Genomic DNA, 18,166 nt, shown 5'->3' with positions numbered 1-18,166 from the left:
CACGCCTGCAACATCAATTCGTTATTGGAAAGGAACGCCATGAACAAGGAACTCTTTGACAAAGGCTTGCAGACCCGCCGTGAGGTGCTGGGCGCCGATTATGTCGATGCATCGATCAAAAGCGCGGACGACTTCAACATGCCCATGCAGGAACTTGTCACGCAATACTGCTGGGGTGATGTATGGAACCGTCCCGGTCTCGACCGCCGCACACGCAGCTTCCTCAATCTCGCGATGCTGACAGCCCTTAACCGTCCGCACGAACTGAAGCTGCATGTGCGCGGAGCAATCAATAATGGCCTGACCAAGGAAGAGATCAAGGAAGTGTTCCTCCAGACCGCGATTTACTGCGGCGTGCCGGCGGCGATCGACGCCTTCCGCACAGCGAAGGAAGTTTTCAAGGAAATGGGCATCTGATGAATATCGGCTTTATCGGACTGGGCATGATGGGCTATCCGATGGCCCATTTGCTGGCGCAGGGCGGAAATGCGCTGCGCGTGATGGACCTGAGCCCGGCGGCGACATCGCGCTTCGTGTCGGAACACGAGGGAGCTTGTACGGCCGCCACGCTGCAGGATTTCAGCGATGCGCAGGTGCTCATCACCATGCTGCCCGATTCCAATGCCGTGGAATCCGTCGTGCTGGGCAAGGATGAGATGCAGGGCCTGAGCGGCATCCTGCGCCCGGGGAGCGTCATCATCGACATGAGCTCGTCCGAACCGGTTCGCTCACGCCAGTTGGCAGGTCACCTGGCTGGCCTCGGCTTCCGCTATCTTGACGCCCCGGTTTCGGGCGGGGTCAAGCGGGCGGTGGCCGGCACCCTGGCCATTATCGTTGGCGGCGACGCGCAGGTTCTGGCGGAGATGGAGCCGGTGCTGAAGCTCCTGGGCAAATGCACCCATGTCGGCCCTGCCGGCGCCGGCCATGCGATGAAGGCGTTGAACAATTATGTGTCGGCTGCCGGCCTCGTGGCCACCGTGGAGGCCTTGCATGCGGGGCAAGCCTTTGGCCTGGACCCGGAGGTGATGGTGTCGGTGCTCAATGCATCGACCGGCAAGAACAACACTACCGAAAACAAGGTCAGCCAGTTCATGCTCTCCGGCGCGTACAACTCGGGCTTTTCCCTTGCGCTGATGGCCAAGGATCTTGGCATTGCCATGGGTCTAGGGAAGTCAGTGGGCCAGCCCATGCCGCTCGGCGAACAGGTGCTGCAGATCTGGCGCGATGCCAATGCGGCGCTGGGCCAGTCCGCCGACCACACCGAGATGTATCGCTACTCCCCGCCGAAAGCCTGACATGACCGCCTCCCTGCCAGCCTATGAAGTGTTCGCGCTGCGTTACGCCACGGTGGCGCGGCGGCGTCCCGAAAACTTCATGGTGCATGATCCGCACGACGGGCCGATGCCAATGGATTACTTTGTCTGGGTGATCCGGGGCGAAGGGCGCACCTGGCTGGTGGATACCGGTTTCAACAAGACCGCCGCCGATGCCCGCAAACGGGTCTTCCTGCGCTGCCCGATTGATGCGTTGTCTGCGCTTGACCTCACAGCAGCACAGGTGAGCGATGTGATCATCACCCATCTGCACTACGACCATGCAGGCAACGTCAACCTTCTCCCGAATGCCCGCATCCATCTCCAGGAAAAGGAAATGCAATACGCCACCGGCCGCTACATGACGCATCCGCTTTTGCGCCATGCGTTCGCAGTGGACGATATCGTGGAGCTTGTGCGAAGCCTCTACAGCGACCGCATCTGCTTCCATGACGGCGACGCAGAGCTTGCGCGGGGGATCGAGCTGGTACTGGTTGGCGGCCATACTGCCGGCTTGCAGGCAGTGCGGGTACACACCGCGCGCGGTTGGGTAGTGCTGGCGTCCGATGCCTCGCATTTCTACGAGAATATTCATCGCGATTCGCCTTTCCCTATCGTGCTGCACGTGGGCGAAATGCTGGACGGCTATCGTCGCCTGCTGTCTCTGGCGGAAACACCGGACCATCTCGTGCCCGGCCACGACCCGCTGGTGCTCGCGCGCTATCCGCGCGCGGGCGATCCTGCCGACGAGGTGGTGAAACTGCATGCGCCGCCGCTTGCGCCGCTTGAATTGCTCAGCTAAGTTCCGGTTCTTCGCCGGAGAGCTTCTTGTAGAGGTAGGCCCGCGAGATCCCGAGTTCCTCCGCGACCTTCTTCTTGTTTCCCTTGTGCCTGATCATTGCGTCGCGGATCATCATCTTTTCCATTTCGTCGACGGCATGCTGGATCTTGCCCGGAGTGACAGTCTTTGGCGCACTATCCGCAGCAGGCGCCGGACGTTCCGCAAGCTCCTGCGGAAGAAGTCGGAAGTTGTCGAGGGTAATCTCAGGACCGTCGCAGAAGATCGCCGCCTTTTCCACCTCGTGCAGCAATTGACGCACATTGCCTGGCCACGGCAACTCTTTCAGGTAAGCATAGACGCGGGAATTGACTCCCTTGACGGGCGTGCGATGCCTTTCGGCAAAGGCGACAAGGAAGCTCTGGACGAGCTCGGGAATGTCTTCCGGCCGTTCGCGCAGGCTGGGCATCCGGATGGTGACGCCGCTGATGCGGTAGTACAGGTCAAGCCGGAACTCGCCGTTGGCGATCATTTCCTGGAAATTGCGGTTGGTTGCGCAGATGAGCCGGAAGTCGGAGTGGCGTGGCCGGTCGCCGCCCACGCGCTCAAAGATGCCATCCTGCAGCACGCGCAGCAGCTTGACCTGCACTTCCGAGGGCATATCGCCGATCTCGTCGAAGAACAGCGAGCTCTGATCGGCCAGTTCGAACTTGCCCTTGCGTCCCTTGCGCTCGGCGCCGGTGAAGGCGCCGGCCTCATAGCCGAATAGCTCGCTCTCTACCAGCGAGGCGGGCAGGGCGGCTGCATTGACGAAGACCATAGGCTTCTCGCTGCGTCGGCTCAATGCGTGGATAGCGTGAGCGGCAAGCTCCTTGCCGGTGCCGCTCTCCCCAATGATCAGCACCGGCACCGACAGCGGTGCGACCTTCGAGATGTCGGCCTTCAGCTGGCGTATCGCGTCGCTGTTGCCCACGATCTTTTCGAGGCCATACGTGCGGCGCTTCAGGCCCGAGAGTTCATTGCGGTAGAAGTCGACTTCCGAGCGCAGCTTGACCACTTCCTTGCTGAGTTCGACTACGGTCTCGGGACCCTTGAACATCACACGCCCCAGCGCCCCCAGGACTTTGCCGTTTTCAATCAGAGGGATACGGGCCACTACCCGTGTCACGCCCCCCATTTCCTGCAACTTTCCGATTTCCGCCTTGCCGGTACGGACGACTTCGTGCAGGTTGGTGTTCTCGATCACATCGGTCACCTTCTTGCCGATGGCCTCGCCATGCTCGATGCCGAAGAACTGTTCATGCACCGGCGGGATGTACCGGACGCGCGCCTGCGCATCGACCACCACTACTGACTCATAAGGGTTGTTGAGGAAGTAATCGAACACCGCATGCGCGAAGTCGACGTTGGCCACGAAATCGAACAAGGTGGAGTTGCTGGAGGCCCTCTGGATGAAGAACAAGGTGGCATCGTCGCCCGAACGGAAGCTCGCAATCAGCTTCGGCTCGCCCTCCAGCGCCAGCATGCCCCGCCGCCGGTCCTGATTTCGATATCGGTCGAGAAGGCGCTTCCGGACCTGCTCGTCACAGGCAAATCCGGCTGCGCAGGACACTTCGCCTTTCGTGTCCAGTATCAGCACTCCGAAGTCGAGCGGGTCATTGTTCGTCGTGTCCATGTGTCTCGAACTGTCTCCAACAAATACAGAGCGGGTTGCGTTGATTGTCTCCCAAAAAGACATTTTCTGCAGACGGACATGAACTTGAAGAGCGGAATCTCTCTGCACTTCCCGTCGCGGCGCACCGCAAGGCCGTGCATTTGCCGTGAAAACAGGCAGCCGTCCTGCCATGCCCGGGAGCGCGGATTTCCGGTGGCATGGAGGTTGCACAGCCAGGGTGAATACAACCGCTGCGAACCAATTCATGTTACCCGCCGAACAACTGCCGCCCGCCCCGAACTCCACACCGCTGAACCTGCTCGATGGCATCCGCGTGCTTGACCTCACGACTTCCATCGCCGGGCCCTATGCATCGCTGCTGCTCGCTGATTTAGGAGCGGAAGTGCTGAAGATCGAGCGGCCCGGACGGGGAGACGACGCGCGTGCCTGGGGGCCGCCTTTCCTTGACGGCGAATCCCTGTGGTTCCTGAGCGTGAACCGCAACAAGCACAGCGCCACGCTCGATTACGCGCAACCGGCCGGACTCGATGCCCTCCATTCGCTGGTGAAAGTCGCCGACGTCATCCTCATCAATCAGGTCGGGCGCAGCCAGAAGAAGCTCGGCATCGACTATGCGCGCCTGAGCGCGATCAACCCGCGGCTGGTGCATGTGTCGATCACCGGCTTCGGCCTTGCAGGAGCGAAAAGCGACCAGCCTTGCTACGACCTGATTGCGGAAGGCTACAGCGGTGTGATGGACCTGACCGGAGAGTCTCCCGACCGCGACCCGCAAAAGGTGGGCACGCCCGCAGCCGACCTGCTGTCGGGAAGCGACGCGGCACTGGCGGCAATGGCAGCCCTGATCGCCCGGAACCGCACCGGCCGCGGACACGAGATTGACATCGCGATGGTCGAGAGCATGACGCGATTCATGACGCCGAGGATCATTCCCTACCTCGGGTCGGGCGAAGTGCCGCGCCGCAGCGGTGGCACCGACAGCGTGATCGCGATTTATCAGACCTTCCATACCGCGGATTACCCGATGACGCTCGGCCTCGGTAACGATGCGATCTGGAAGCGCTTCTGCGAAGCAATTGGCCGCACAGACATGGCAGAGGACCAGCGCTTTGCCGACAACGCAGGCCGTCGTGCCTGCCGCCCGGAAATCGTGCAGGAGATCCAGTCCATCCTGCTCAGAAAGCCGCGCACACACTGGCTCGACCTCTTTGCCAATGCGCGTATTCCTGCGGGGCCGATCAACCGTCTTGACCAGGTGGTGAGCGATCCTACACTGACCGAACGCGGCCTGTTCTACGCCACGCGGCGCAATGGCGCCGCCGTACCCCAGGTCGGCCTTGGCATCCGGTTCGACGGCAATTTCAACAGCCACCGCAAGGATCCGCCCCGTCTGGGAGAAGACACACGGCATGCCTTCGCTTCATGGCTGGGCTGGGACGACGATGCGATCCGGAAGCTGGACGATGCAGGACTGCTTTGAGCGGAAAACACCGAACGCTCCCCCCATAAACTCCAGGAGAACGACATCATGACAAGCCAGTTCGAGACCATCATCTACACCGAAGACGGACCCATCGGCACCATCACGCTGAACCGCCCCGACAACGGCAACATGTTCAACGAAACGATGTGCCACGAAATCCGCGACTGCATCAACGACATCCGCCGCGAGACCCGCACGCGCGTCATTGTCATCACCGGCGCGGGCGACCGTTTCTTTTGCATTGGCGGCGAGAAGACGGGCATGCCCGACACCCACCTCTATCCAGGCGTGCTGCCGGTGCTCGACATGTACGAGGCCATCGACCGCCTGCAAAAGCCGGTGATCGCGTCCGTGAACGGATTCGCGGTCGGCGGCGGCAACGTGCTCCAGGTGATGTGCGACATCACGATCGCGAAGGAAAGCGCGGTATTCCGCCAGGTCGGACCGATGATGGGAAGTTTCGACGCCGGTTTCGGCACCTGGTACCTGGAAGACCTGGTCGGGAAGAAAAAGGCCAAGGAAATCTGGTTCCGCAATCCGAAGATCAGCGCGAAGGAAGCGGTGGAAATGGGCCTCATCAACAAGGCCGTCCCCGACGACCAGCTGGCCGCTGCCACACGCGAAATGGCGCTGGAGATCGCCGACCGCGGCGCCTTCGCGCTGGCATCGATCAAGGCGGCCTTCGGAGCTCGCCACGGCGGCGTCGCCGGCTTGTCGCGCGTGACGCATGACCTGCTGCTGCGCCTGAATCTCGACACCGAGGAGTCGAAGGAGCTGTCGAAGTCCTTCAGCGAAAAGCGTTCGCCCGACGCTTCCAGGTTCGGCCACTGAACGAGAGCGGCACCATGAATACGGTCCTTACCCTCCATGACCCGCAACAGGCCCGTGCTTACTACGCAGCCGGCGTCTGGCAGGTCCAGACGCTGTACACGCTGCTGCGGTCGCATGCGCAGACCCGCGCCGGCGCCTGGGCGCTACGCGACAGCGCCCGGCGCCTGACCTGGGCGCAGCTCCTCGAATGGACGGATGCGGTTGCCGCCGACCTCGCCGCCGCAGGCCTGCGCAAGGGCTCTCGCGTGTCGGTATGGCTGCCCAGCCGGCTGGAGTCGGTCGTCGTTCTCCTCGCGTGCTCGCGCAACGGCTACATCTGCAATCCCTCGCTGCACCAGAACTATACGGTGGCCGAGATCGTACGGCTGATCGAGCGCATTGATTGCGAGGCCTTCTTCGGGCAGAAGGGCTACGGCGCGGATGCAAAGCGGGAAGGCGTGGCCGACGAGATCGGCGCTGTCAAGAGCCTGCGCCGTGCTTACTGGCTGGAGCCGTCGCGCGACAGTGCCGGAGAATTTCCGCAGGCCGGCAGCGCGCAGCCGGGCTCCGCGCCGGATACCAATCCCGACAAGGTGGTCTACCTCGCCTTCACGTCGGGCACGACCGGGATGCCCAAGGCTGTCATGCACAGCGACAATACCCTGCTTGCCAACGGCCGGGCGATGGTGAAGGACTGGGGACACAATTCCGAGACGGTTCTTTTCAGTCTGAGCCCGCTCAGCCATCACATCGCCACGGTGGCGATCGAGCAGGCGCTCGTGGCCGGCATGGAGCTGGTGGTGAATGACCTGCCGCCCGGAACCAAGCCGATCGACTGGATTCTCGAATGCGGCGCGACCTATGTGATGGGCGTTCCGACGCATGCGATGGATATCCTGGCCGAAGCGAAACGGCGCGGCCTCGAAAAACTCGGGAAGGTAACGGTGTTCTACATGGCCGGCGCGCCCATCCCGCGCGAAACCGCCCAGGGGTTCCTGAACCGGGGCATCCTGCCCCAGAACATCTACGGGATGACCGAGAATGGATCGCACCAGTACACGTTGCCAAGTGACAGCGCGGATACCATTGTCGGAACCTGCGGCCGCGCCTGCGGCGCCTATGAAGTCAAGCTCTGGAATCCGGAGAGCCCGGACATCGAGGTCAAGCATGGCGAGATCGGAGAAATCGGCGGCCGCGGCGGCTGCCTGATGCTCGGTTACTTCAACAACCAGTCCGCGACCGAGAAATCGTTCAATGCGCACGGCTGGTTCCTGAGCGGCGACCTCGGCATGTTCGATGAGAACGATTGCCTCGTCATCATGGGGCGCAAGAAGGACCTCATCATCCGCGGCGGCCATAACATCCATCCGTCCACCATCGAAGACCTCGCGATCAGGCATCCGGCCGTACTCAAGGCGGCGGCGTTCCCGGTGGCCGACGATCGGCTCGGCGAGAAAGTCTGCCTGTCGATCACGCACACCGAAGGAGCAACGCCGCCGACCGGGGATGAAATCCTGAAGCACCTGCACGATGCCGGCCTGTCGAAGTTCGACATGCCGGAGTACTACATCGCGCTCGATGAATTTCCGCAGACTGCCAGTGGCAAGATCCTGAAGCGCGAGCTGGTCGAATCGGTCAGGCAGGGCCGGATCAATCCTGCCCCTGTGCGTTGGGCCGGCGACGACGACAAGACTACCGGGAAGGCGAACTGACCATGCCGATCACATTATCCTACCGCGACGAATTCGCGATCCTCACCATCGACCGCCAGGAAGCGCTGAATGCCCTGAGCTTTTCGCTGATCGGCGATATCGGCCGCTGTTTTGAAGAAGTGGAAAAGTCAATGGCGCGCGCACTCCTTGTTACCGGTGCCGGACAGAAGGCGTTCTGCGCCGGCGCGGACATTGCCGAGCTCACCAACCGCGACCTCGAAGCCCAGAAGCGCGGCGCCGAGTTCGGCCAGCAGGTGTTCGCGCGGCTCGACACGCTGCCCATGCCGTCGGTAGCCATCCTCAACGGCTACGCCTTCGGCGGCGGCCTGGAACTGGCGCTGGCCTGCACGTTCCGCCTCGCCACCGCAAATGCCAAGGTCGGCCTGCCGGAAATCAAGCTTGGCCTGATTCCGGGTTATGGCGGCACCCAGCGCCTGCCGCGGATCGTCGGCGAAGCCCGCGCGCTGGAAATGATCATGACCGGACGCACCGTCGCGGCCGACGAGGCGGAGCGGATCGGTCTCGTGAACCGGCTGGTGGAGGGCGATGCGATCGAAGCCGGAATGGCCTTCGCGCGCGAATTCAGCGCCCACGGCATGGTGGCGCTGCGCCTGGCGCGCGGCGCGGTGCAGCGCGCGCTGCAGACCTCGCTTGCCGAAGGCTTCAAGATCGAGGCCGACCTTTCCACGCTTGCTTACCAGACGAAGGATGCCAATGAAGGCATGGCTGCCTTCCTGGAAAAGCGCAAACCCCAATTCAAGGATTGCTGACCATGGCAGAAAAAGGAACCGTCATTGTCACCGGTGCCAGCCGGGGTATCGGTGCAGCCATCGCCATTGCGTTGGCCGAACTCGGCCATACCGTGGCCTGCCTGTCACGCCGCGGCGAACTGCCGGCCGTTCAAGGCGCAAGCGCGGAAGCTCTTGCGCGCTGCAAGAGCTTCACCTGCGATGTCACGAGCAGCGACAGCTTGCGCGACGCGTTTGCGGAAGCAGCAAAGCTGGGCGGGCCGATCGCCGGCCTGGTGAACAATGCCGGCGTCCACCTGGAAGGCCCGAGCGCCAGCTTCCCGCGCGACGAGTACGAGACGGTCTTTGCGACCAACACCACGTCGGTCTTCATGAGCTGCCAGCACATCTATCCGCATCTGGTGGCATCCGGCGGCGGATTGATCATCAACATCGGTTCCTTCTTCGACAAGCTGGGCGTCAAGCGCAACCTGGCCTACTGCGCATCGAAGGCGGCGGTGGGGGCCATCACACGCTGCCTTGCGGTGGAGTGGGCCGGCAAGGGCATCCGGGTCATCGACGTCGCGCCCGGCTACATCATGACCGACCTGAACAAGGAAGCAATGTCGGCCGGCCCGCTGCGCGAGTATCTGGAAAAGCGCATTCCCGGCCGTACCCCCGGCACCTCGGAAGACGTCGCAACGCTGGTGAAGGCGCTGTTCCAGGCGGATTCGCCTTTCCTGTCCGGCGAAACCATTTACATCGACGGTGCGCAGGGCGTCGCGCACTAACCATCAAAGAGAACTGACGTGAACATTTTTGAGCGGCTCGATGCGAGCATCGAACTTTCCGACGACGAAAAGCAGCTGCTGGACAGCGTGCGCGCGCTGGCGCGCAACGAGCTGATGGCGCGTGCCGAACATTACGACAAGACCGGCGAGTTCCCGTGGGAGAACATCAACGCGATCAATAACCTCGGCCTGAACGCGATGTTCATTCCGGAGGAGTACGGTGGCGCCAGGCTGTCCTACACCGCCTATCTGGAGTGCGTGCGCGAGATCACCAAGGCCTGCGCCTCGACCGGCATCATCTGGGCGACCAATTTCCACGCCATCAAGCCGCTGGTCGACTTTGGCTCGGAGGAGCAGAAGCAGCGCCTCCTGCCGCGCATCGCCGAAGGCGGCCTCGCCGCGCTGGCGATCACCGAGCCGGATGCGGGATCGGACGCGACCGGCATGCGCACGCGGTTCACGCCGGACGGCGATGCCATCGTCATTGATGGCGGAAAGACCTTCATCACCAATGGCGACGTGGCCGATGTCTATCTGCTCTTCGGCAAATGGAGCGAGATCGACGATCCCAAGAAGGCCATCTCGGTGGTGATCCTGGAGAAGGGCACGCCCGGGCTGTCGGTGGTGCGCACCGAGCAGAAGATGGGCCATCGAGCTTCCAGCACCGCGACCATTTCCTTTGACGGATGCCGGGTGCACCGCGGCAACCTGCTGCGCAACCCGGGAGACGGTCTGAACATCCTGTTTTCCTCGCTCAACAAGTCGCGTCCCAGCGTGGCCGCCCATGCGCTCGGCATCGCGCGCGCCGCCTTCGAGGATGGCGTGACCTATATCAACGAACGCAAGCAGTCGGGGCGCAAGATCATCGAGTTCCAGGGCATCCAGTTCATGCTGGCCGACATGGCGACGGATCTCGCAATGTGCGAAGCCTGGCTGTGGCGCCTGGGAAAACTTGTGGATAGCGGCGGCACCGACTTCGGCATCGACGCATCGATGCTGAAGATGCGCGCCAGCGACGTTGCGATGCGCATCACTACCGATGTGGTGCAACTCTTCGGGGGCTATGGCTATTGTCAGGATTTCCGCGTCGAGCGCCTGATGCGGGACGCCAAGATCACGCAGATCTGGGAAGGCACCAACCAGGTGCATCGGCAGCTGATCGGCCGCAGTTTCCTGACCAAATGAGAGGAATCCAATGAGTGAGATCAAGACGATTGGTGTCGCAGGCTGCGGCACGATGGGGGCGGGCATTGCCATCGTGGCGGCCCGCGCCGGTTTCCGTACCGTGGTGTACGACACGCGCCAGGAGGCGCTCGACAAGTCGCTGAAGCAGACACGCGACTTCTTTGCCAAGTCGGTCCAGCGCGGCAAGATGACCGAGGAAAAGATGGCCGCGGCGATCGGCAGCCTGGTCATGACTACGAGCCTGGATGAAATGGGGGAATGCGACCTCGTCATTGACGCGGTGTTCGAAGACCTGAAGGTCAAGCACGACCTGTTCACGAAGCTCGACCAGGTCTGCCCGCCGCACGCCATCTTCGCTTCCAACACCTCCACGCTGTCGATTACCGAGATCGCCGCCGGCTCCGGACGCGACGACCGTTTCGTCGGCATGCACTTCTGCCTGCCGGCGCAACTGATGAAGCTGGTGGAAATGTCGCCCGGCCTGAACACATCCGGGGAGACGTTCGCCAAGGCCTGGGCGGCGTGCGAAGCCATGGGCCAGCGTCCGGTGAAAACCAAGGACAATCCCGGCTTTATCCTCAACTACTTCCTCATCCCCTACAACAACGATGCGATCCGCCTCGTCGAGGCAGGCGTGGCCTCGCCGGCCGACATCGACCGTGCGATCAAGGAAGGCCTGGGCTATCCGATGGGGCCGCTGGAATTGCTCGATCTGATCGGCCTCGATACCCAGCTGCTGCTGTGCGAGGCAATGTACGGCATTACCAACGAGCCGCGTGCGGCCTGCCCGCCGCTGGTCAGGCGCATGATCGCCGCCGGCCATCTCGGCCGCAAATCGGGGCGCGGGTTCTATACGTATGAAGGCAACGCGATGTTCGGGAGCTGAGACGTGACTTATTCCATTATCGATACCGGCAACAGCCGTTCTTTCCCTGCAGGCCATCCGCTGCTGGATGGCAAATCCGACGATGGCGAGCTTGTCATCCTGATCGGCGAGAAGGCCGGTGACGCGCTCCCCACGGTCGGCAATAGTGACGGCAAGGCTGCCATCCTGATCGAGCTCGGCACGGAATGCCTCGGCGTCTACACCGGGGAAAGCCGCGCCGGGGAGGGCTCGAATATCCTCGGCTTCGCGCGTTTCCGCCTCGGTGACGGCGATCCTTCCAACCTCGTGGAACTGGTCCGGCAACCGAACACCGCCGCGTCCGCGGTCGATGCGGCCAGGGCGGTGCTGGAAGGCGCGGGCCTGAAGGTTGCGGTCTGCCTCGACTTCGCCGGCCGTATCATCAACCGCCTCGTGCGTCCCTATTACAATGCGGCGCTGCGCCGGCTCGATGAAGGCCTGGCGACCGCCGACGACATGGACCTGACGCTCAAGCTCGGACTCGGCTATCCGGAAGGGCCGATCGCCTTGCTGGAACGCACCGGGCTTGCCCATCACTTCGATGTGACGCAGGCCTTGTTCGAGGCCTATGGCGAATCACCCTACGCACCGGCACGCCGCGCCCGCGTGGCCAAGGCCCGCGCGCAAAAAAAGGCGGGCTGAGATGATGCGACCACTGGAAGGCGTGCGTGTCCTCGACTTCAGCACGCTCTTGCCCGGGCCGATGGCAACCCTGATTCTCGCCGAGGCGGGCGCGGAAGTCATCAAGATCGAACGTCCCGGGCGAGGCGACGAAATGCGCAGCTACTCGCCCAAGTTCGGCGACGACAGCGTGAACTTCGGACTGCTGAACCGCGGCAAGCGCAGTATTGCCATTGACCTCAAGCAAGCGGGCGTCGCGGACAGCCTGCGCGGATTGATCGAAAGCGCCGACATCGTGGTCGAGCAGTTCCGGCCGGGTGTGATGGATCGCCTCGGCCTGGGCTATGAGGCGCTGTCGCAAATCAATGGCGGGATCATCTATTGCGCCATCACCGGCTATGGACAGACCGGCCCGAAGGCCCAGGTGGCGGCGCATGACCTGAATTACGTCGCCGAAGCCGGCATGCTCGGGCTCTCGGCGGGCAGCGACGGTGCGCCGGTGCTGCCGCCGGCGCTGATCGCCGACATCGCAGGCGGAACCTATCCCGCCGTGGTCAACATCCTGCTTGCGCTGCGCCAGCGCGACCGCACCGGCAAAGGTTGCAAGCTCGACATCGCGATGGCCGACAACCTGTTCACCTTCCTCTACTGGGCCATCGGGAACGGACAGGTGGAGGGGATGTGGCCGGTGCCGGGCGGCGAGCTCGTCACCGGCGGGTCGCCGCGCTACCAGATCTATCGCACCAGCGACGGCAAGTTCGTCGCGGCAGGGCCGCTTGAGGACAAGTTCTGGGCCAACTTCCTGCAAGCCATCGACGCGCCGCCCGAATTGCAGGACGACAGCAAGGACCCGGCCGGCGTGCGCGCGGCCATCGCCGCCATTATCGGCGCCAGGCCGGCCGCGCACTGGCGCGAATGCTTCGCCGGAAAGGATGTCTGCAGCGTGATCGTCGCGACCATGCAGGAAGCGATGCAGGATGAACACTTCCACGCACGCGGCCTTTTCGCGAAGGAACTGGAAAGCAATGGCCGTCGGATCACGGCGCTGCCGGTGCCGGTTGCCGGCATCTTCCGCGACGATGTCCCCGTCGGCGGATATCCGGCGCTCGGCGAAGGCAACCAGGAGTTCGGCCTGGACTGAGGGCATTGCCGTCGGCCCGGCCACCTATATAAAGAAAGAACCATGCGTGCCATCCTCATACGGGAACACGGCGAGCCCGAGTCCCTCAAGATCGAAGACATTCCCACTCCCGCCATTGGCGACGATGAGGTGCTGATCGACGTGAGCGCCATCGGCGTCAACTATCCCGATCTGCTCGTCATCGGCGGCCAGTACCAGATCCTGCCGCCGCGCCCGTTCAGCCCCGGCAAGGATGCGGCCGGCGTGGTCGCGGCAGCCGGGCGGAGTGTGACATCCTGCAAACCCGGCGACCGCGTGGTGGCGCAGGTCGAGTACGGCGCCTATGCCGAGCAGCTGGTGGCGCGCGGCGAGAACTGTTTCGTCATCCCGGACGCGATGTCCTTCACCGATGCCGCGGCCATGGGCCTGGTGTATCAGACCGCGCATTTCGCGCTGATGGAACGCGGCCAGTTCCGCCCCGGGGAGACGGTGCTGGTCAATGGCGGCGGCGGCGGGGTGGGGCTGGCGGCCATCCAGATCGCCAGGGCATTCGGAGCAACCGTGCTGGCCGGCGTGCGCGAACAGGTCCATGCACAGCTTGCGAGAGAGAGCGGCGCGGACCATATCATTGACCTCGGCGCGGAAAACCTGCATGAGGAAATCCGGCGCCAGGTCCATGCGGTGACGAATGGCCGCGGGGCGGACGTGGTGCTGGACCCGCTTGGCGGCGATGCCTTCGACGCAAGCATGCGCGCCATGGCATGGCGCGGCCGCATGGTGGTGATCGGTTTCGCCGCAGGGCGCATCCCGACGATCAAGGCCAACTACCTGCTGGTGAAGAACATCGCCGTGTCCGGCCTGCAGTGGAGCGATTACCGCGAGCGCGACCCGGCATGGGTGCGCCGCGTGCAGGATGAACTGTTCGCACTTTACGAGGCCGGCAAGCTCAGGCCGAACGTGATGAGGGCCTTCCCCATGGACCGGTTCGCCGAAGCGCTTTCCCTGGTCAAGAACGGCAAGGTGAACGGCAAGGTCGTCCTGACGACGGACAGCAATCATTCCTGAGGAGAGAGTGATGAGCAATGCAATCGCTGCGTCATCCCTTGTCGCCGTCGTCGGCAGCGGGGCGATGGGCTCGGGTATCGCCCAGATCGCCGCCGCCGCCGGCCATGCCGTGAAGCTGTACGACACCCGTCCAGAAGCGGTGGAGAAGGCAATTGCGGGCATCCGCAAGACCTTCGGCATGCTCGCAGAAAAGGGGCGGATGAAACCGGAGGAAGCCGATGCCGCAGGCGCGCGGCTCCAGGCGGCGGGAGCTGTCGGCGAGCTGGCCGACGCCGGCCTCGTGGTGGAAGCCATCGTCGAGAATCTCGACATCAAGCGCCAATTGTTTGCGGACCTGGAAAAGGTGGTTGCCGATGATTGCATCCTCGCCACCAATACGTCGTCGATTTCTGTCACCGCACTGGCAGCAAAACTGACGCGTCCCGGGCGCTTCGTCGGCATGCATTTCTTTAACCCGGTGCCGCTGATGGCACTGGTGGAAGTGATCAGCGGGCTTGCGACGGATGCCCAGGTGGCAGCCCGGATCTTCGATACCGCGCTTGCCTGGGGCAAATCGCCGGTCCATGCGAAGTCCACTCCCGGCTTCATCGTCAACCGCGTCGCCCGGCCTTACTACGCGGAGGCGCTGCGCCTGTTGAGCGAGCAGGCGGCGGATCCGGCGACCATCGACGCGATCATGCGCGAAGCCGGGGGCTTCCGCATGGGGCCGTTCGAGCTGATGGACCTGATCGGGCATGACGTGAACTTCGCCGTCACCCAGTCGGTTTTCAATGCCTACTTCAATGACCCGCGGTTTACGCCGTCGCTGGTGCAGCAGGAACTGGTCAACGCCGGCTTCCTCGGCCGCAAGAGCGGACGCGGCTTCTATCGCCATGACGAGGACAGCAAGCCGAAGCCTGTGTGCGAGGATGCGGTGGCGCCGCCGCCGCGGGTGGCGGTATCGGGCAGTTCCCCCTTCATCGATGCCATCGTCTCGCGCGCCCGGGCAGCGGGTGCGGACGTGGTCCAGGAAGAATGCGCCGGCGCTGATGCGCTGATCCAATGCGGCGATGCTGTTCTCTGTCTCAGCGACGGCCGCAGCGCGACCCAGCGTGCCGCCGAGGAGGGCAGGGCGAATCTCGTGCTGTTCGACCTCGCGCTGGACTACAGCAAGTCCACGAGGCTGGCGGTAGCGGCGGCCGAACAGTGCGACCCGCAGGCGTTTCGCGCGGTGGTCGGCTTCCTGCAATCGGCCGGCTATGCCGTGTCACGGCTTGACGACGTGCCGGGCATGGCAGTGATGCGGACGGTCGCGATGCTGGCCAATGAGGCAGCCGATGCGGTGAACCAGGGCGTGTGCGACGCGGCCGGCGCGGACATCGCGATGCAGAAGGGCGTCAACTACCCGCGCGGGCCGCTGGCCTGGGCAGACAGCATCGGCCTGGAGTACGTGATGCGCGTGCTGCTCAATCTTGCACGTTTGTACGGCGAGGACCGCTATCGCGTGTCCCCGCTGATCCAGAAGAGGGTGTGGGGCGGCAAGCGCTTCCATCAATGATTTTGCAACACCGACATCAGGGGAAACAGCATGAAATCCGCATTCATTTGTGACGCTGTCCGTACGCCGTTCGGCCGCTACGGCGGCGCCTTGTCCGCGATCCGCGCGGACGACCTCGCCGCTTTGCCGATCAAGGCCCTGATGGAGCGCAACGGCGCGGTCGACTGGCAAGCGGTCGACGATATCTACTACGGCTGCGCAAACCAGGCAGGCGAGGACAACCGCAATGTCGGCCGGATGGCCGCGTTGCTGGCCGGCCTGCCTGTCGACGTGCCGGCGAATACCATCAACCGTCTTTGCGGCTCGAGTCTCGACGCAGTCGGGACGGCGGCGCGCGCGGTGCGTTCCGGCGAGATCGAGCTCGCCATTGCCGGGGGCGTCGAAAGCATGAGCCGGGCTCCCTTTGTGATGGGAAAGGCGGATGCCGCCTTCTCGCGCAGCATGAAGATCGAGGACACGACAATCGGCTGGCGCTTCATCAACAGCCAGATGAAGGCGAAGCACGGCGTCGATTCCATGCCGGAGACGGCTGAGAACGTTGCGGCTGAATTCGGCATCGCACGGGCAGACCAGGATGCCTTTGCCTTGCGCAGCCAGCAGCGATGGGCAGCCGCGCACGCCTCGGGCTTTTTCACGCGTGAGATCATCCCGGTCTTTATCCCGCAGAAGAAAGGGGATGCGAAACCGTTCGACACCGACGAACACCCGCGTGTCGACACGACGCTGGAAGCGCTGGCCAAACTCAAGGGCGTCGTCAGGCCGGATGGCTCCGTCACCGCCGGCAATGCTTCCGGCGTGAATGACGGCGCCTGTGCATTGCTCATCGCCTCCGAGGCGGCCGCCGTCAGGCATGGACTCCGGCCGCGCGCACGCATCCTCGGCATGGCAACGGCGGCCCTGGCTCCGCGCATCATGGGCTTTGGTCCATCCCCTGCTACACGAAAGGTGCTGGCCTTGACCAGTTTGCGAATCGAGCAGATGGATGTCATTGAACTCAACGAGGCGTTCGCCGCCCAGGCGCTTGCCGTGACCCGCGACCTCGGGCTGCCCGATGACGCTCCCCATGTGAATCCCAACGGAGGCGCGATCGCGATCGGGCATCCGCTCGGCGCGTCCGGAGCAAGGCTCGTGACGACTGCCTTGAACCAGCTTGAGCGCATCGACGGGCGTTATGCCTTGTGCACGATGTGCATCGGCGTGGGGCAGGGGGTCGCCCTCGTCATCGAGCGCATTTAAGGTTGAACGCGCATTCAGCGCGACTTGGCGTTAGAGCCCGGGCTCAGGGCGCATGCCAGGAGAAGTACGCGGCTTTCAGTCATAATCTGCAGATCCGTGCATGATGCGTGTCGAGAAGAAGCGATAAACTAGAGGGATTCCGGATACCATGCGGGCCGAGTTGATATTCAAAACGCCGGCGAGCAGTTGGAACTCCTATTTCGACTCGACGAGACGCACGACAACCTGGAGATATCTATGCCTCTTTTTAAAGCCTACGTGATCGAACAGTCGCCTGACGGCCAAGTTGGTGGACGCTTGTCTACGTTTTCATCCGAGGAACTGGATCGCGGCGAAGTCATGATCCGCGTTCACTACTCGAGCATCAATTACAAGGATGCGCTCGCGGCAACCGGCAAAGGCAAGGTCATCCGTCGCTTCCCTTGCGTGGGTGGCATCGATATGGCGGGGGAAGTCTCGGAGAGCGCCGATCCGCGCTTCGCGGTGGGTCAAAAAGTGATCGCGACAAGTTTCGATATCGGTGTTTCGCACCACGGAGGCTATGCCGAATACGCCCGCGTACCGGGGAAATGGGTCGTTCCGTTGCCTGAGGGACTAGACCTGAAGGAATCGATGGCGCTCGGCACCGCCGGCTTTACCGCGGCCCTGGGCATCGTTCGCATGGAGGATAACGGTCTTGCCCCTTCCAATGGGCCGGTCGTTGTCAGCGGGGCGACGGGCGGCGTCGGCGGGCTTGCGATCGATATGCTGGCGCAACTCGGATACCACGTCGTTGCGCTGACAGGCAAGGAGAGCGAGGCCGACTATCTGAAAATGCTCGGCGCCGCGGAGATCAAGCCGACTTCCACCATTGATTTCGACAAAGTCCGACCGCTTGAAACCGGACTATGGGCTGGCGCAGTGGACAATGTCGGCGGGCAAATCCTGCACTGGATACTTGCGACCATGAAGCAGGCCGGTACTGTCGCCAGCATCGGCAATGCAGCAAGCGCAAGAATAGACTCAACCGTGTTCCCGTTCATCCTGCGCGGCGTGAGCCTGCTCGGCGTGGATTCCGGCTATATCGGATTTCCCATGCGCGGACGTGTCTGGGAGCGCCTTGCAACCGATCTCAAGCCGCGCCATCTTGCTGCCGTCACGCGCCTCATTGACTTCGACCAGCTGCCCGGATGCTTTGACGACTATATTGCGGGCCGCGTAAAGGGGCGGAC

At 63.1% G+C, this 18,166-nt stretch carries 17 protein-coding genes; 16 read left to right on the top strand and 1 reads right to left on the bottom strand.

The features are described from left to right. The first annotated feature begins 39 nt into the window (after nt 1-39). The 3 genes from pcaC to VEC01_RS04350 are packed head-to-tail and all read left to right on the top strand — an operon-like array spanning nt 40 to nt 2,115. Entirely contained in the window at nt 40-417 is a 378-nt protein-coding gene (gene pcaC / locus VEC01_RS04360; RefSeq protein ID WP_324899123.1) for a 4-carboxymuconolactone decarboxylase, read from the top strand. Next, nucleotides 414-1,295: an NAD(P)-dependent oxidoreductase gene (locus tag VEC01_RS04355; protein ID WP_324899146.1), complete on the top strand. Its 882-nt coding sequence runs from the start codon at nt 414-416 to the stop codon at nt 1,293-1,295. Before pcaC ends, VEC01_RS04355 begins: the two co-directional genes overlap by 4 nt. Nucleotide 1,296: 1 nt before the next feature. Continuing rightward, the gene (locus VEC01_RS04350; RefSeq protein WP_324899121.1) at nt 1,297-2,115 is read left to right on the top strand and encodes an N-acyl homoserine lactonase family protein; all 819 of its coding nucleotides are present in this window, start codon (nt 1,297-1,299) and stop codon (nt 2,113-2,115) included. Here the strand turns inward: VEC01_RS04350 and VEC01_RS04345 are convergent. Beyond that, the gene (locus tag VEC01_RS04345) at nt 2,108-4,012 is read right to left on the bottom strand and encodes a sigma-54 interaction domain-containing protein (RefSeq protein ID WP_324899118.1); all 1,905 of its coding nucleotides are present in this window, start codon (nt 4,010-4,012) and stop codon (nt 2,108-2,110) included. The two genes, VEC01_RS04350 and VEC01_RS04345, sit on opposite strands and share 8 nt — an antisense overlap. Here VEC01_RS04345 and VEC01_RS04340 point away from each other — a divergent pair. The 13 genes from VEC01_RS04340 to VEC01_RS04280 form a co-directional block, all read left to right on the top strand. Continuing rightward, nucleotides 4,011-5,243 carry a CoA transferase gene (locus VEC01_RS04340; RefSeq protein WP_324899116.1) on the top strand — a complete coding sequence of 411 codons (1,233 nt, stop codon included), beginning with the start codon at nt 4,011-4,013 and terminating at the stop codon, nt 5,241-5,243. The genes VEC01_RS04345 and VEC01_RS04340 overlap by 2 nt on opposite strands. Nucleotides 5,244-5,291: 48 nt before the next feature. After that, nucleotides 5,292-6,077: an enoyl-CoA hydratase-related protein gene (locus VEC01_RS04335; protein ID WP_324899114.1), complete on the top strand. Its 786-nt coding sequence runs from the start codon at nt 5,292-5,294 to the stop codon at nt 6,075-6,077. A 14-nt stretch (nt 6,078-6,091) separates the two neighbouring features. Next, nucleotides 6,092-7,768 (top strand): class I adenylate-forming enzyme family protein, encoded by a 1,677-nt coding sequence (locus tag VEC01_RS04330; protein ID WP_324899112.1) that lies wholly within the window; start codon nt 6,092-6,094, stop codon nt 7,766-7,768. Nucleotides 7,769-7,770: 2 nt separating this feature from the next. After that, on the top strand, nt 7,771-8,538 hold the full coding sequence (locus tag VEC01_RS04325) for an enoyl-CoA hydratase/isomerase family protein (protein WP_324899110.1): 768 nt from the start codon (nt 7,771-7,773) through the stop codon (nt 8,536-8,538). A gap of 2 nt (nt 8,539-8,540) precedes the next feature. After that, complete coding sequence (locus VEC01_RS04320; protein WP_324899108.1) at nt 8,541-9,287, top strand: SDR family oxidoreductase; 747 nt, start codon at nt 8,541-8,543, stop codon at nt 9,285-9,287. A gap of 18 nt (nt 9,288-9,305) precedes the next feature. Continuing rightward, nucleotides 9,306-10,472, top strand: a complete 1,167-nt coding sequence (locus VEC01_RS04315) for an acyl-CoA dehydrogenase family protein (RefSeq protein ID WP_324899107.1) — start codon at nt 9,306-9,308, stop codon at nt 10,470-10,472. 10 nt (nt 10,473-10,482) lie between these two features. Continuing rightward, nucleotides 10,483-11,358 carry a 3-hydroxyacyl-CoA dehydrogenase family protein gene (locus VEC01_RS04310; RefSeq protein WP_324899105.1) on the top strand — a complete coding sequence of 292 codons (876 nt, stop codon included), beginning with the start codon at nt 10,483-10,485 and terminating at the stop codon, nt 11,356-11,358. A 3-nt stretch (nt 11,359-11,361) separates the two neighbouring features. Further along, a complete protein-coding gene (locus VEC01_RS04305; RefSeq protein WP_324899103.1) occupies nt 11,362-12,018 on the top strand; it encodes a 3-hydroxyacyl-CoA dehydrogenase family protein in 657 nt (218 codons plus the stop codon). Between the two features lies 1 nt (nt 12,019). After that, nucleotides 12,020-13,138 (top strand): CaiB/BaiF CoA-transferase family protein, encoded by a 1,119-nt coding sequence (locus VEC01_RS04300; protein WP_324899101.1) that lies wholly within the window; start codon nt 12,020-12,022, stop codon nt 13,136-13,138. Between the two features lie 42 nt (nt 13,139-13,180). Then, nucleotides 13,181-14,182, top strand: a complete 1,002-nt coding sequence (locus VEC01_RS04295; protein WP_324899099.1) for an NADPH:quinone oxidoreductase family protein — start codon at nt 13,181-13,183, stop codon at nt 14,180-14,182. A gap of 10 nt (nt 14,183-14,192) precedes the next feature. Then, nucleotides 14,193-15,719 (top strand): 3-hydroxyacyl-CoA dehydrogenase PaaH, encoded by a 1,527-nt coding sequence (paaH, locus tag VEC01_RS04290; protein ID WP_324899098.1) that lies wholly within the window; start codon nt 14,193-14,195, stop codon nt 15,717-15,719. 30 nt (nt 15,720-15,749) lie between these two features. Next, on the top strand, nt 15,750-16,955 hold the full coding sequence (pcaF, locus tag VEC01_RS04285; protein ID WP_324899096.1) for a 3-oxoadipyl-CoA thiolase: 1,206 nt from the start codon (nt 15,750-15,752) through the stop codon (nt 16,953-16,955). A gap of 237 nt (nt 16,956-17,192) precedes the next feature. Beyond that, nucleotides 17,193-18,166, top strand: a 974-nt coding sequence (locus tag VEC01_RS04280; protein ID WP_324899094.1) for an oxidoreductase, incomplete at its 3' end; no start/stop codon positions are given.

The sequence above is a fragment of the Noviherbaspirillum sp. genome, assembly GCF_035627455.1.
Taxonomy (GTDB): domain Bacteria; phylum Pseudomonadota; class Gammaproteobacteria; order Burkholderiales; family Burkholderiaceae_D; genus Noviherbaspirillum.
Note: the sequence above shows the minus strand (reverse complement) of the source record. Positions and strands in the feature narration are given on the sequence as shown.